The sequence below is a fragment of the Neobacillus endophyticus genome (assembly GCF_013248975.1).
Taxonomy (GTDB): Bacteria; Bacillota; Bacilli; order Bacillales; family Cytobacillaceae; genus Neobacillus; species Neobacillus endophyticus.
In genome coordinates this window covers 221,107-234,754 of sequence record NZ_JABRWH010000001.1, presented here as the reverse complement: position 1 = coordinate 234,754, position 13,648 = coordinate 221,107, and the positions used below count along the sequence as shown (strand labels likewise).

Sequence of the window (13,648 nt, the reverse complement as noted above, 5' to 3'; positions counted from 1 at the left end):
TAGTGATGGAGGGCGATGGAAATGTCTCCAATCGAACAATTATTTACCCTGTTTAATGAAACAGCAATTAGTTTACAAGAAGAACTCGGCTATTCCTACTTGGAAGCCTTGGCAGAAACAGGAGAGAACCTGTTTCACGGCTCCATCCTTCAGGAGGAATTAAGTGAGCTGGCGGTTAAAAGGCTGAGTAAGCAATATAGCGAGATCCATTTGGAACGCTTTTCACCTGAAGAGATTCGCAGAGCTTTCCAACTTGTCATTCTTAAGGGCATGAAGGAAAATGTACAGCCAAATCATCAAATGACTCCAGATACGGTAGGAATGTTGGTAGCGTATCTTGCTGGTAAGTTTATAAAGGAACCTTCCTTCCGTCTTTTGGATCCGGCTGTTGGAACAGGTAATTTATTAATGACGGTTCTAAACCATATTTCAAAAGAAATTTCTGCTGTGGGTGTTGATATTGATGATATACTGCTTAAGCTTGCATACGTGAATGCTAATTTACAGGGTCATCCTGTTCAATTTTTTAACCAAGACAGCTTGGAACCTCTTTTTATTGACCCTGTTGATGGTGTTGTTGCCGATTTGCCAGTAGGCTATTATCCAAACGATATCCGTGCCGCAGAGTATCAATTAAAGGCTGAATCGGGTCACTCTTATTCACATCATTTATTTATTGAACAAAGTGTCCTTCATACAAAACCAGGCGGATATTTATTTTTTGTGATTCCTAATAGTCTGTTTGAAAGTGATCAAGCCGGAAAACTGCACGAATTTATCAAAGACCATGTGTTCGTTCAAGGGTTATTGCAATTGCCAATCAGCATGTTTAAAAATACACAAGCCGCCAAGAGTATTTTTATTGTGCAAAAAAAAGGCGAAGGAATTACTGCACCTAAACAGGCTCTGTTGGCCAACCTTCCCAATCTGTCCAAAAGGCAGGAAATGGATAAAATTTTGTCAGAAATAGAAACATGGTTTAAAGAAAACAAAGATTGACGCCGAAATCAAATTCGGTGTCTTCTTTTATATATTTTTAAAATGGATGTTGGATATGATTATTTTCATGTTTATTGGAGCAGATATCTACAAACAAGCTTAATCGGAAATTTTCTAAAAACATGTTCAATTATTTTCTAATAAGTCGAAATAGTTGAAATAAAATTACATTTTCTTTGTAATCGCTGCCAGTAAAAAACGTCCTTGAAATGTTGGTTTCACAATGATTAAATGAAAAATTGAGGGAAATAAACGGGGCAGCTTGTACAAACTAAAAATTGTATAACTGCGAGTATAGATTATTGATGTGTTATATAAAAGGAGCGGTTTAAACATGGCAAAGATTATTGCGATTAATGCAGGAAGCTCTTCGCTTAAATTTCAATTGTTTGAAATGCCTAGCGAGGATGTTATTACAAAGGGTTTAATCGAAAGAATCGGATTAAACGATTCTATATTTACAATTCAGTTTAATGGACAAAAGGTGCAGGAAACACTAGATATTCCTGATCATGAAGTGGCTGTTAAGATGCTTTTGGATAAATTAACAACCTTAGGTATTATTAAATCACTTGATGAAATTGATGGAATTGGACACCGTGTGGTTCATGGCGGAGAAGAATATAATGATTCCGTCCTTATTACAGATAAAGTCTTAACAAGACTCGAAGAATTATCAGACCTTGCACCATTGCACAATCCAGCGAACGTTACAGGCATTAAGGCATTTAAGCGTGTGCTTCCAAATGTTCCTGCTATAGCTGTATTTGATACTGCGTTTCACCAAACAATGCCGGAAAGCTCTTTCTTATATAGCCTTCCATATGAATATTATAAAAAATATGGGATCCGGAAGTATGGCTTCCATGGCACTAGTCATAAATATGTTTCTGAGCGTGCAGCTGAGCTATTAGGCAGACCAATTGAACAGCTTCGACTCATTTCATGCCACCTTGGTAACGGAGCAAGTATCGCAGCCATTCAAGGGGGCAAATCTTTGGATACCTCTATGGGCTTTACACCGCTTGCTGGTGTAACGATGGGTACACGTTCCGGTAACATCGATCCTGCGTTAATTCCGTTTATCATGGAAAAAACAAATCAAACAGCAGAAGAAGTATTAGATGTCTTAAACAAGAAGAGCGGAATGTTGGCTGTATCCGGTTTTTCAAGTGACCTTAGAGATATCGAGATTGAAGCACAACAGGGGAACCAACGGGCACAACTTGCGTTAGAAGTTTTCGCCAACCGTATTCACAAATATATTGGCTCATATTCTGCCCGTATGAACGGTTTAGATGCCATTATTTTCACGGCTGGTATTGGTGAAAACAGCGATACAATTAGAGCAAGTGTATTAAAGGGTCTTGAATTTATGGGAGTTTATTGGGATCCTGCATTAAATAAAGTAAGAGGCAAGGAAGCTTTCCTTAACTATCCTCATTCTCCGGTAAAAGTACTGGTAATTCCAACAAATGAAGAAGTTATGATTGCGCGTGACGTTGTCCGATTAGCACATGATAATAAATAAGTAAATCGAAAGGCAAAAGCCAGAAAATCTGGGCTTTTGCCTTTTTAATATGTGATATACTGGAAGAAGAAGGTTCTAAGGAGGGTTCTGGTGTGCCGTTAACAGATCGTGAAAGAAAAGTCTTGGATGAAATTCAGGAATGGGAAAAACAGTTGATTAACTATGAACCGAATGATTTTCAACTAACCTATGAAAAATATCTGGATCGTTCTTTTTCCTTATTGCCGCTAAAGATTCAAAGACAATTTTTTTCCCTTCTGGATACATGGTTATTTCACTTGCACGGTATCATTCAAGGGTCCCAGCTTCAATTGGATGCGAGAGATAGAATTCTTTCTTCAGGCAGAATATTCAATAATGTGTTAGAAGAAATAACGGATTTGCGTCAGCTTGAAATCGAAAAGCTTCAATACATAGCAGATCAGCAAATTGCCAGACACCGTCTCTATTCATTTGTTCAAGGAGGTTTGACTGGAAAGGGTGGTAGCCTGCTGCTTTTGACGGATATTCCAGCAATGGCGGTTATTAATTTAAGGGCTGTACAATTAATTGCGTTTTCCTATGGGTTTGATGTCCATACACCTTTCGAAATGATGACTTCATTAAAGGTATTTCATACAGCAACATTGCCAACAAGGCTGCAAAAAGAAGGATGGCAGTTATTAAAGGCAGAATTAAAGGAAGTTGAAAATCCATATTTTTATGAAGGAAATGATCAAATTACCAATATTTCCTGGATTGAGCAGCCTGCCCAGCAAATATTAAAAGCAATAGTGATTTCAATTTATCGGAAAAAACTGATTCGGGGTATACCTCTGGTCAGTATGGCTATTGGTGCAGGAGTAAACTATCAATTAACACGTAAAGTAACGGATTTTGCGCAAAAATACTATCAGCTTCGTTATCTAAAAGAAAAAGAGGAGCTTTTTGAATGAGCACAAAAGAACATAGACTTTCAGCGCCAAAAACGGTTCGCTTCAAAGTAATTACAGTAAGCGACACAAGGGATAAAGATACTGATAAAAGCGGCAGCCTGATGATTGAATTGCTTGAAAAGAACGGACATCAAGTTGTCGATTATGTTATTGTAAAGGACGAAATGGAGCAGGTTAAGGACGAAATTTTAAAGGGCTGTGAAGCAGAAGATATTGATGCCGTTTTAACAAATGGCGGAACGGGTATCGCTATGCGAGATGTGACGATTGAAACGGTTCAGGGATTGCTTGACAAAGAAATCGTCGGATTTGGGGAGATATTCAGAATGCTTAGTTACCAGGAGGATATTGGATCTGCAGCCATTCTTTCCAGGGCAATCGCCGGTGTAGTAAAAAATACAGCCGTTTTCTCTACTCCTGGTTCTTCAGGAGCGGTAAAATTGGCCATGAATAAATTAATTTTGCCTGAAATAGGCCATGTGGTGCGAGAAATAAGAAAAGATTTATGATAGTAAAAAAACTCCCTTGGGGAGTTTTTTTTATTGATGGATTTTTTCTGAAATGTTTTGATTTGCTCTGTACCAAAGCCATAAATCGTTAATGATGGATGCGAGTTCGGCTATTTCTGAATTTAATTGACATGAGCGGACAAAATCATTTTCGTCTGAAAGCTGTGCTTGTTTATAATTAATTTGATCTTCCAGATCTATGATTCGGTCAGGAATTGAGCCGCGAATTTTTTCCCATTCAAATAGAATGTTTTCTTGAATTTCTTTGTTATAATCGTCCCATTCCATGATTAATTCGGGCAGGGAAATGCCGAGACGATAGTCGAAAGCAAAATACTCTTTCATGATTGCCTCCATATTCTTTAGTTGAATTTATTGTACTACACATTTTTAAACCATTCATCAGAAAAACACTATTCAAATTGAAAAAAGCACGAAGCATTTTCAGCTCCGTACTTTTCCTTGTTAATGTCAGTCCTTTTTTGTTCGAACTACCAGAACATCACAATGTGCATAGCGGACAATATGTTCTGAAACACTGCCCATAAAAAATCTTTCCACAGCATTTAAGCCAGTGGCACCGCACATGATTAAATCCACTTTATGCTTTTTAGCCAATTCACGAGGAATTCGAATTTTTGGTGACCCAAAGTCAATCTCAAATTGAACATCAGACAGACCAAATTCTTTGGCTTGGTATACATAGTTTTCAAGCATCTCTTTTGCCTGTAATTCTGTCCTGTCTCCTAATGTATTATCAAAGCCTTCTACCATCGCAAATGTCCTTGTGTCAATGACATGGACTAATGTCAGTTTGGCATTGTTTCTTTTAGCTATTTCTATTGCTTTCTTAAATGCCCATTCAGCCTCTTGAGACCCGTCAATTGCAACTAAAATATGTTCATATTTAAGTCCCATGATTATCATCTCCTTACTTAGAGTATACAATATTTAACAGTGTATAACTGTTGCATCTTTTCGAACAATAATGGAGTAGCATCAAGAGGAAGGAGTTTTTGCAATGGGAAAACGTCAAGCAGAGAGACAGTATTTATTTGAATTTGATGAGCAGGGTACGAATGAAGTTAGTGAACAAATTATGGATTCCTATAATAGCGGTTTTATTGATCAAGGAACTGCTATAACGGATCGTGATGATGTTAGGCGAACAGAAGGATAATGGTGGAATTGTTATAGAAAGAAGAGGTTGTCTTTTATAGAGGGACAGCCTTTTTCTTTATGCGAATAACCATAAAATTGTTGAATTAGCAGGCGTTTACCCAAGAATCCGCCTCAGAATCCGCATATTCTTTAGTGTAATAGGAATATAGGTGAGGAGGAAAAGTATGAATATGTATATGATACCAAGAAATTTGCCCTATGATCATACTTTTAATTATGTAAATAACGACTCTCGTCTGTGGGGAGGCTTTGGCTGGGGCTTTGGGCGGCCATTTTTTGGACCGCCATTTGGATTTGGTTTTGGATTCCCCTATGGCTTCGGTGTCCCATTTGGATTAGGTTTCGGATTCCCGTTTTTTCTTTAAAATAAATAATAAATATATGAGGGGAGATAGAGAATGATATCGGCAGAACATGTATATCTAGATCCAAGGGTTCATCATGGCTATGGTCATTTTGGCCATTACGGCGGATACGGGCACCCTTGGGGCTGGGGTGGCCGCCCCTTTGGTTATGGTTTTGGCTTACCTTTCTTAGGTGGATTGGCAGCAGGAGCTTTGTTATCAGCACCATATGCTTATGGGTATCCATCTCCATATCCTTACCCATATTATCCTTATTAATAAGAACTGCAAAAAAGCTTTGTCGTTTTTGGAGGGCAAAGCTTTTCTACTCATAACCATTAGTTGGAGGTAATAGAATGCGAATCGGTGTACCGAAGGAAATAAAAAATAATGAAAATCGCGTAGCCATGACACCAGCTGGAGTCGTGAATATGACGAAATTTGGTCATGAGGTTTATATCGAAAAAGGGGCAGGAGCTGGTTCCGGATTTACTGATCAAGACTATTTATCTGCTGGTGCAAAGCTTGTAGATACAGCCCAAGATGCATGGTCCATGGAAATGGTAATGAAGGTAAAGGAGCCGCTTCCTGGTGAATTTCAATACTTTCGGGAAGACTTGATTCTATTTACATATTTGCATCTTGCTCCCGAACCTGAACTAACACGGGCATTAAATGATCAAAAAGTAATCGGGATTGCTTATGAAACGGTTCAACTCAAAAATCGAAGTCTGCCATTATTGACCCCGATGAGCGAAGTAGCCGGCAGAATGGCAACACAGGTTGGGGCACAATTTTTGGAGAAGGTATATGGCGGTAAGGGAATTCTCCTTTCTGGTGTTCCCGGAGTACAGAGAGGTTCAGTGACCATTATCGGCGGCGGGGTGGCGGGCACAAATGCAGCGAAAATGGCTGTTGGCTTAGGCGCAAAAGTGACGATTATTGATTTAAATCCGGAAAGGTTGCGGCAGTTGGATGATATTTTTGGTGCAGATGTGACGACCTTAATTTCCAACCATTATAATATTGCTGAAGCAGTGCAAGAAGCAGATTTGGTAATTGGAGCGGTTTTGATCCCTGGAGCAAAAGCACCGAAACTGGTTACGATTGAGATGGTTAAATCAATGAGGCCTGGAAGTGTTATCGTCGATATTGCAATTGACCAAGGGGGGATTTTTGAAACGACTGATCGTATTACAACGCATGATAATCCGACATACGTGAAATATGATGTTGTCCATTACGCAGTGGCAAATATGCCTGGAGCTGTACCAAGAACCTCGACGATTGCATTAACTAATGTTACAGTTCCATATGCCATTGAAATTGCCAATAAGGGTTATCAAAAAGCATGTTTGGAAAATGAGGCGTTAATGAAAGGGGTTAATACGTTAAAAGGATATGTTACTTATAAGGCAGTGGCTGAAGCCCATGGCATTGAATATAAAGATACGCGAGAATTGCTTAAATAATAGGTTGTTTTCATTTGAGCCATTAAGCAAGCTTAAGTAGGTGGCTCGGATAGAATCCGTGGAATTGAAGACAAATAATAAAAAACCAGCTCTTTTGGGAGCTGGTTTAGCATTTTAAATAGAGCCGCATTTGCCGTATTTAATAAGAAAGTTTTAAACCACCACTCCTCAAAGTGGGTGTTCGCACAAAGCTTCCTGCATGTCCTCCATGTCATTTAGACAGAGGCTTGTCATTATAACTTTGATTTTAAAACTCCCTATTACAGCTTAAAGGTTAAAACTTTATTAATATTACGTACAACGCAGCCTGTATTTGTATATTACATCAATTTATTTAATTTTTCAATGTGAAAAATATCCATTATTTAATAATTTGCAGTTCCTTAGGAAACTTGGTTAAAACCTTTGCTCCATCCTTCGTAATAAAAACATCATCTTCAATTCGAACACCGGCAACATCTGGTACATAAATTCCTGGCTCAATTGTGTAGACCATACCTTCTTCAAGTACCAGCGGATTTGTTGATGTCATGGAAGGGTATTCATGAACACTGATGCCGAGACCATGGCCGAGACGGTGTGGGAAATATTCGCCATATCCTGCCTCACTAATAATTTTTCGTGCGGTTATATCGACTTCTGCAGCAGTGTTGCCAGGCATGCTGGCTTCAATTGCCGCTAATTGTGATTTTAACACAGTATCATAAATTTCCTTTTGCTTGTCATTAATATCCCCAAATGCAACTGTTCTGGTAATGTCAGAACAATATCGGTCGACCACAACACCTAGGTCAAATAACACGAGGTCTCCTTTTTGAATTCTTGTTTGTCCAGGATTGCCGTGTGGAGAAGCAGCGTTTGCTCCTGTTAAAACCATGGTAGCAAAAGACATTTCGGTAACCCCTTTTTGCTTTAAGGCATACTCAAGAGCATTAAGAACATCCAGCTCCGTCTTTCCCTCTTTTATTTCACTGCAGCCGAATTCCACTGCATAATCTGCAAGAGCACAAGCCTCCTCAATGATCTTTAATTCTTTCTCGTTCTTGATCATGCGAAGAAGACGTAATTTTTCTTCAGCAGAAACAAATGATGCAGAAGGAAACAATCCTGAAAGCTGTTCAAAACGTTCTACATTCATATGCTCTTTTTCAATAGCCGCTTTTGATAACTTATTATTTCGTTTATGTATGGACTGTTGAACCAATTCCCATGGATTTTCGGTGTCACTATATCCAATAATTTCATGGTCCCATCCAGAGCGTTTGGCATCATGTATTTCCATGCCGGGGCAAACCAGGAATGGTTCTTTTTCTTGAAAAACAACAAGGGCTAGCAGCCTTTCATGCGGGTTAGTATAATAACCGCTTAAATAAAATACATTTTCAGAAGAGGTTAAGAAACTGACATCAATCTCATTCTCCCTCATCCACGTTTGCAGTTTTTCTAATCGCTGATTCATTTCTAGAACCCCCTAATAAAATTAACTCCAAATTGAGCGTACCAATATCATATTTAAATGTAAACCATCTGAGCTTATCATGTGTGAAAACAATCAATTTATGGATAAAATGATGGAGGAATTCCAAAATTTATATGGAAGTAGTTTATAGAATTGAAGAAAGGGGAATGGAGATGAAAATATCTTATCACGGGCATTCTATTGTCCAAATTCATTCTGATGGCAAAACTATTTTGATTGATCCCTTTATAACAGGTAATAGCTTAACTGATTTGAAAGTTGAGGATGTAAAGCCAGATGTCATTATCTTGTCTCATGGTCATGGTGATCATATCGGAGATACAGTAGAACTTGCAAAAAGGAATCAAGCTCTTGTTGTCACAACTGCCGAACTGGCTACCTATTTAAGCTGGAAGGGTGTAAAAACACACGGTATGCATATTGGAGGGTCATATCAATTTGACTTTGGCAGGGTGAAGCTAACGCAGGCCTTTCATGGTTCAGGTTTTGAAGACGGTGAAAACAAACAAATTGTTTATTGCGGGATGCCGGCCGGTATTTTGTTCATGAATGAAGGTAAGACCATTTATCATGCAGGTGATACAGGGTTATTTTCTGATATGGGGCTGATTGGTGAACGTCATCCTATTGATATTGCCTTCCTGCCTATCGGTGATAATTTCACAATGGGACCTGAAGATGCTGCATATGCGGCAAAACTATTAAAAGCGAAAAAAGTCGTGCCGATTCATTACAATACATTCCCGCCGATCAAGCAGGATCCATATCAATTTATTGACCTGCTTGAAGAGAAAAATGGCCAGGTATTAAAACCAGGAGAGTCTATCGAAATTTAATTCTTTCATGGCAAACACATACTTTTTTTCCTCCTATGTGCATAAAAATGATACAAGCAGTCCTATATAAGGAGGAAAATTTTGATGAAAAAGAACCGATACTTACTCTGCCTGTTGCTTTGCGGCTTCATGCTTTATTATGCTGTGCCCCAATTATCCGTAACTGCAGGTGGTGTACAAGGGGCCTTCTCCATTACGTGGCTTGTCTTTGCTTTGATGGTGATTGCAGGAAATCTTACCGGTCTGCTGTATAGTCCAAAAAAACAAGTTAGAAAGTCGAAGTCGCAGAGTATCAATAAAAAATCCAGATCTTATTATTAGGATATCAGACGCTAAATTGATTCCGATTTTTAATGTATGATTTGTATCATTGTTGATTGAAGCAAAGTCAATAAAAACATTCATACAGCAAATTGTGAGAAACCGCATTGAATCAAGGCTTTCTAAACCTTATAATGTATGTAACTATTCTGGTTAATTGACTGGAAGGATTGGAAAAGGGTGAAGGTCTTGGCTACAAAACATGAACAAATTTTACAATATATTGATGAGCTTCCAATCGGGGAAAAAATATCAGTCAGACAAATTGCGAAGGCAATGAATGTTAGTGAAGGTACCGCCTACCGTGCCATAAAGGAAGCCGAAAATAAAGGCTATGTAAGTACAATTGAGCGTGTTGGTACGATTCGTATTGAACGAAAGAAAAAGGAAAATATCGAAAAGCTTACATTTGCTGAAGTTGTAAATATCGTGGACGGTCAGGTTTTGGGCGGCAGAACCGGATTGCATAAAACCCTCAATAAATTTGTCATTGGCGCAATGAAATTAGAGGCCATGATGCGTTATACAGAAGCCGGCAACCTTCTTATAGTTGGAAATCGGACACAAGCTCATGAATTGGCGTTAAAAGCAGGAGCAGCAGTTCTTATTACCGGCGGTTTCGACACGGAGGAGCATGTAAAAAGGATTGCCGATCAGCTGGAATTGCCGATTATTTCCACCACTTATGATACATTTACCGTGGCAACAATGATTAATCGAGCGATTTACGACCAGCTGATTAAAAAAGAAATTATTTTAGTAGAAGATATTTTAACACCGCTTTCTGAAACTTATTATTTAATGACCACTGATAAAGTTGCACGATGGCATGAATTGAACAAACAGACTACACACAGCCGGTATCCTGTAGTGGATCAAAACATGAAAATCCAAGGGATGGTCACAAGTAAAGACATCTTAGGCCAGGTTTTGGAAGCATCCATCGATAAAATAATGACAAAAAACCCGATGACGGTCAATGGGAAAACAAGTGTTGCTTCAACCGCCCATATGATGGTATGGGAAGGTATAGAAGTTCTCCCTGTATCAGATGACTCAAACCGGCTGGAAGGCATTATCAGCAGACAGGATGTTTTAAAAACATTACAAATGAATCAAAGGCAGCCACAGGTTGGTGAAACCATTGATGATATTGTGACAAATCAAATGGTATTAGTGCAAGGAAAGGCTAAAGGTGAAGATGTATTTACATTAGAAGTAACGCCGCAAATGACCAACCATCTTGGAACAATATCTTATGGAGTATTTACTACCATTGTTTCGGATGCTGCCAATCGAATTTTGCGAAGCTATAAAAAAGGTGACTTAGTCGTAGAAAATATGACGATTTATTTTATCAAACCGGTGCAAATGGAGAGTCAACTTGAAATTTATCCGAAAGTGCTGGATGTAGGCCGGAAGTTTGGGAAAGTGGATGTAGAGGTTTTTAATGAAGGTGTTTTAGTTGGAAAAGCGATGATGATGTGTCAGCTGATCGACAGGACCTAAATAAAACTTAAGCCGCATCTATAGCAGAAGCGGCTTAAGTTTTTATATTGCCGATAGGAAATATAACTTTCCTATTAGGTATAAGTGCACTAAGGAATGCTTCGTGAGCATTAGCCTTGCAGTCTAAAAGCTGTGCTTTTCGGCGAACTACGCCCCTGTCTTCGCCCTAACGGGCTCGCCAGTCGGGCGAGTTTTCTTTATCCATTAAGCTCTTTTGCTTCTTCAATGGCAAATGGCAAATAGTGTTTATACTTTTTGATGCCGACCCATGTGAAGGTGGCGCCATAAATGATAAAGATTGCAGCAACAATATAGGTACCGATTGCATGTGAAATAAAAAGGGAATTGACACCGAAAATCAAAACAAATAGCCCGAGTGCGATATTTGATTTTGCTGAAAGCCATTTCTTTTCAACAGGACGGTTGCTTCGGATGTATTTTGTTTTATAAAATAAGTAAAAGGCAAATGATAGAACGATTAAAACAGCAAGTACAGCCATGTTCATTCCTCCAGATATAGAAAAATCTTCTATTATTTTAACTTGAATAACTGGAAAAAGCCACACGTGGCTAATGACAGCGATAAAAAGGAGAGCTTATGAAAGAGAAAATTTTGGAATTAATTGAGCAATATGATACGATAATCGTTCACCGTCATGTTCGTCCCGATCCGGATGCCTATGGTTCCCAATGTGGATTGGTAGAAATTTTGAAAGAGTCGTATCCGAATAAAAAGGTTTACGCCGTAGGCCAAGATGAGCCAACACTCGAATACATGCGGAAGCTGGATAAGATAGAAGATGATGTCTATCAAGGAGCATTGGTCATAGTTTGTGATACTGCCAATACTGATAGAGTTTGCGACAAGCGCTATACTCTAGGGGATAAGCTGATCAAAATTGATCACCATCCTAATGAGGATCCATATGGGGACTTACTGTGGGTGGATACAACGGCAAGCTCATGCAGCGAGATGATTTATGAATTATACTTGTTTGGTAAGGACAGGGGCTTGAAATTGTGTGATGAAGCAGCAAGACTGTTATTTGCCGGTATTGTCGGGGATACTGGAAGATTCTTATTCCCAAGTACAACAGAAAAAACATTCACCTATGCAGGTGAATTAATACATTATGAATTCTCGAGGACAGAACTGTTTGACAGAATGTATGAGTTGGATCCTAACATTATCAAATTAAACGGGTACATATTGCAAAATTTCGAGTTTCAGCCAAATGGTGCTGCCTTTATTAAATTAACGAAGGAGCTGCTGGAAGAGTATAACGCGAAGCCTTCAGAGGCCTCTCTTTTAGTCGGTTCCCTTGGAGATGTAAAAGGAATTAAGGCATGGGTTTTCTTTATCGAAGAAAAGGATCAAATCCGAGTAAGACTTCGCTCTAAAGGTCCAGTCATTAACGGTGTCGCCAGAAAATTCAACGGCGGCGGTCACCCATTGGCTTCAGGTGCTACGATCTATTCTTGGGATGAAGTAGAAGATGTAATGAAGGAATTAAATACAGTTCTTCAATAAATCACTTGATGATGAATAGGAAACAGCTACGAAAAGCCATTTCCTATTCATCAAATTGAATGTCAACCTGGATGGTAAGTGTTGTATAAATGACCATTTCCTTCACTTTAAGTTTATAACGCTTTTCATTAATTTTTACCGGTTTATTTTCAATAATTTTTTTTAACAGATCTTTACTCTTCGCTACTGTTTCTAAATCTTTTGCGAGCATCATTTGTATATCATCTTTTACAGATTCTTCTGTTTGAAAGACACTGAATTCATCGAGCTTGTATTTTTCCCAGTTCGAGATTTTAACATTTATATTTTGTACAGTGATCTTTTCTAAATTCCGTTTATTGGCTGCCTTATATTCTTCCTGCCAAATCTTAATGCTATCTTTCAAATCCGAGATGTCCTGCTGCTGCATTCGAATCAGCTTTGTATTCCTTTCCTGCCATACTCCATTAATATATACAAAAATACACCAGCTGATGGCTCCTCCGATCGCCATGCCTGAAAAAAAACGCTGCCATGATGGTCTACGGTAATAGGGGGGGATCCTCATCATGAAATATGCTCCTGTGTCAGCCAATTGATAATAAGCGCCCCAGTCTGTGCACCACCAAGCGCTGAGAGAATTAACAATAATTGTTTAAACAAGTCCTTCGTATCTGCATTTAAAATTCCCCGCTCAAAGGTATAAACAACATCAAAAGTACCGCCAATTGCCGCCACTATTGCCCAGATTCTAAGCAGTGATGACAAACGATAGACGGCTGTTAAAGGAGGCTGTCCGGTTAAAAAAGAGGCAATACCACCAATAAGTGAACCGCCAAGCAACACCCCTAATGCAATAAAATAACTTTCAATAAAAGCAGGAAAAAAACCGATTTCTTTCATTCCTTCAACCGCCCTTATACATCAATTGCCTTTACTATCATGTATATGGACAAGTAAAGCTAAATATGATTTCGAGTGAAAAAACAGAACGTATTTTCTTTTTTTGCTTAGTCGTTC

General features: G+C 38.7%; 18 protein-coding genes and 1 other RNA gene. 12 read left to right on the top strand and 7 right to left on the bottom strand.

Going from position 1 to position 13,648, the window contains the following annotated elements; genetic code table 11:
• Positions 1 to 15: 15 nt before the first annotated feature.
• The 4 genes from HPT25_RS01155 to HPT25_RS01140 all read left to right on the top strand — a co-directional run bounded on the left by HPT25_RS01155 (position 16) and on the right by HPT25_RS01140 (position 3,974).
• On the top strand, positions 16 to 999 hold the full coding sequence (locus HPT25_RS01155; protein WP_173058818.1) for a class I SAM-dependent methyltransferase: 984 nt from the start codon (positions 16 to 18) through the stop codon (positions 997 to 999).
• 334 nt (positions 1,000 to 1,333) lie between these two features.
• Positions 1,334 to 2,530 carry an acetate kinase gene (locus HPT25_RS01150; protein ID WP_173058815.1) on the top strand — a complete coding sequence of 399 codons (1,197 nt, stop codon included), beginning with the start codon at positions 1,334 to 1,336 and terminating at the stop codon, positions 2,528 to 2,530.
• A 92-nt stretch (positions 2,531 to 2,622) separates the two neighbouring features.
• Complete coding sequence (locus tag HPT25_RS01145; protein ID WP_173058812.1) at positions 2,623 to 3,465, top strand: EcsC family protein; 843 nt, start codon at positions 2,623 to 2,625, stop codon at positions 3,463 to 3,465.
• Positions 3,462 to 3,974: a MogA/MoaB family molybdenum cofactor biosynthesis protein gene (locus HPT25_RS01140; RefSeq protein ID WP_173058810.1), complete on the top strand. Its 513-nt coding sequence runs from the start codon at positions 3,462 to 3,464 to the stop codon at positions 3,972 to 3,974. The genes HPT25_RS01145 and HPT25_RS01140 overlap by 4 nt, the downstream gene beginning before the upstream one ends.
• Positions 3,975 to 4,004: 30 nt before the next feature.
• On the opposite strand, the gene HPT25_RS01135 is transcribed toward HPT25_RS01140, so the two are convergent.
• On the bottom strand, positions 4,005 to 4,319 hold the full coding sequence (locus HPT25_RS01135) for a hypothetical protein (protein WP_173058807.1): 315 nt from the start codon (positions 4,317 to 4,319) through the stop codon (positions 4,005 to 4,007).
• Positions 4,320 to 4,445: 126 nt separating this feature from the next.
• Positions 4,446 to 4,892 carry a universal stress protein gene (locus HPT25_RS01130; RefSeq protein WP_173058804.1) on the bottom strand — a complete coding sequence of 149 codons (447 nt, stop codon included), beginning with the start codon at positions 4,890 to 4,892 and terminating at the stop codon, positions 4,446 to 4,448.
• A 103-nt stretch (positions 4,893 to 4,995) separates the two neighbouring features.
• Between HPT25_RS01130 and HPT25_RS01125 the strand changes: the two genes are divergently transcribed.
• The 4 genes from HPT25_RS01125 (at position 4,996) to ald (ending at position 6,972) form a co-directional block, all read left to right on the top strand.
• Positions 4,996 to 5,154, top strand: a complete 159-nt coding sequence (locus HPT25_RS01125) for a hypothetical protein (protein ID WP_173058802.1) — start codon at positions 4,996 to 4,998, stop codon at positions 5,152 to 5,154.
• Between the two features lie 166 nt (positions 5,155 to 5,320).
• Positions 5,321 to 5,521: a hypothetical protein gene (locus HPT25_RS01120; RefSeq protein ID WP_173058265.1), complete on the top strand. Its 201-nt coding sequence runs from the start codon at positions 5,321 to 5,323 to the stop codon at positions 5,519 to 5,521.
• Between the two features lie 33 nt (positions 5,522 to 5,554).
• On the top strand, positions 5,555 to 5,779 hold the full coding sequence (gene ymaG / locus HPT25_RS01115) for an inner spore coat protein YmaG (RefSeq protein ID WP_173058799.1): 225 nt from the start codon (positions 5,555 to 5,557) through the stop codon (positions 5,777 to 5,779).
• A 77-nt stretch (positions 5,780 to 5,856) separates the two neighbouring features.
• On the top strand, positions 5,857 to 6,972 hold the full coding sequence (gene ald, locus HPT25_RS01110; RefSeq protein WP_173058797.1) for an alanine dehydrogenase: 1,116 nt from the start codon (positions 5,857 to 5,859) through the stop codon (positions 6,970 to 6,972).
• 117 nt (positions 6,973 to 7,089) lie between these two features.
• On the opposite strand, the gene ssrS is transcribed toward ald, so the two are convergent.
• Both ssrS and HPT25_RS01100 read right to left on the bottom strand, forming a co-directional pair.
• Positions 7,090 to 7,284, bottom strand: a non-coding RNA gene (gene ssrS / locus HPT25_RS01105) — 6S RNA.
• Between the two features lie 49 nt (positions 7,285 to 7,333).
• Positions 7,334 to 8,431 (bottom strand): M24 family metallopeptidase, encoded by a 1,098-nt coding sequence (locus HPT25_RS01100; protein WP_173058794.1) that lies wholly within the window; start codon positions 8,429 to 8,431, stop codon positions 7,334 to 7,336.
• A gap of 173 nt (positions 8,432 to 8,604) precedes the next feature.
• Between HPT25_RS01100 and HPT25_RS01095 the strand changes: the two genes are divergently transcribed.
• The 3 genes from HPT25_RS01095 to HPT25_RS01085 all read left to right on the top strand — a co-directional run bounded on the left by HPT25_RS01095 (position 8,605) and on the right by HPT25_RS01085 (position 11,118).
• Positions 8,605 to 9,288: a metal-dependent hydrolase gene (locus HPT25_RS01095; protein ID WP_173058791.1), complete on the top strand. Its 684-nt coding sequence runs from the start codon at positions 8,605 to 8,607 to the stop codon at positions 9,286 to 9,288.
• Positions 9,289 to 9,372: 84 nt separating this feature from the next.
• Complete coding sequence (locus HPT25_RS01090; RefSeq protein WP_173058788.1) at positions 9,373 to 9,609, top strand: hypothetical protein; 237 nt, start codon at positions 9,373 to 9,375, stop codon at positions 9,607 to 9,609.
• Positions 9,610 to 9,798: 189 nt separating this feature from the next.
• Positions 9,799 to 11,118, top strand: a complete 1,320-nt coding sequence (locus HPT25_RS01085; protein ID WP_173058785.1) for a CBS domain-containing protein — start codon at positions 9,799 to 9,801, stop codon at positions 11,116 to 11,118.
• 197 nt (positions 11,119 to 11,315) lie between these two features.
• Here HPT25_RS01085 and HPT25_RS01080 read toward each other — a convergent pair whose 3' ends face one another.
• Positions 11,316 to 11,618 carry a YtpI family protein gene (locus HPT25_RS01080; RefSeq protein WP_173058782.1) on the bottom strand — a complete coding sequence of 101 codons (303 nt, stop codon included), beginning with the start codon at positions 11,616 to 11,618 and terminating at the stop codon, positions 11,316 to 11,318.
• 98 nt (positions 11,619 to 11,716) lie between these two features.
• Between HPT25_RS01080 and HPT25_RS01075 the strand changes: the two genes are divergently transcribed.
• Positions 11,717 to 12,649 (top strand): DHH family phosphoesterase, encoded by a 933-nt coding sequence (locus HPT25_RS01075; protein ID WP_173058779.1) that lies wholly within the window; start codon positions 11,717 to 11,719, stop codon positions 12,647 to 12,649.
• Positions 12,650 to 12,692: 43 nt separating this feature from the next.
• On the opposite strand, the gene ytrI is transcribed toward HPT25_RS01075, so the two are convergent.
• Both ytrI and ytrH read right to left on the bottom strand, forming a co-directional pair.
• Positions 12,693 to 13,196: a sporulation membrane protein YtrI gene (gene ytrI, locus HPT25_RS01070; protein WP_173070785.1), complete on the bottom strand. Its 504-nt coding sequence runs from the start codon at positions 13,194 to 13,196 to the stop codon at positions 12,693 to 12,695.
• Positions 13,196 to 13,531 (bottom strand): sporulation membrane protein YtrH, encoded by a 336-nt coding sequence (ytrH, locus tag HPT25_RS01065; RefSeq protein WP_173058776.1) that lies wholly within the window; start codon positions 13,529 to 13,531, stop codon positions 13,196 to 13,198. Before ytrH ends, ytrI begins: the two co-directional genes overlap by 1 nt.
• Positions 13,532 to 13,648 lie beyond the last annotated feature (117 nt).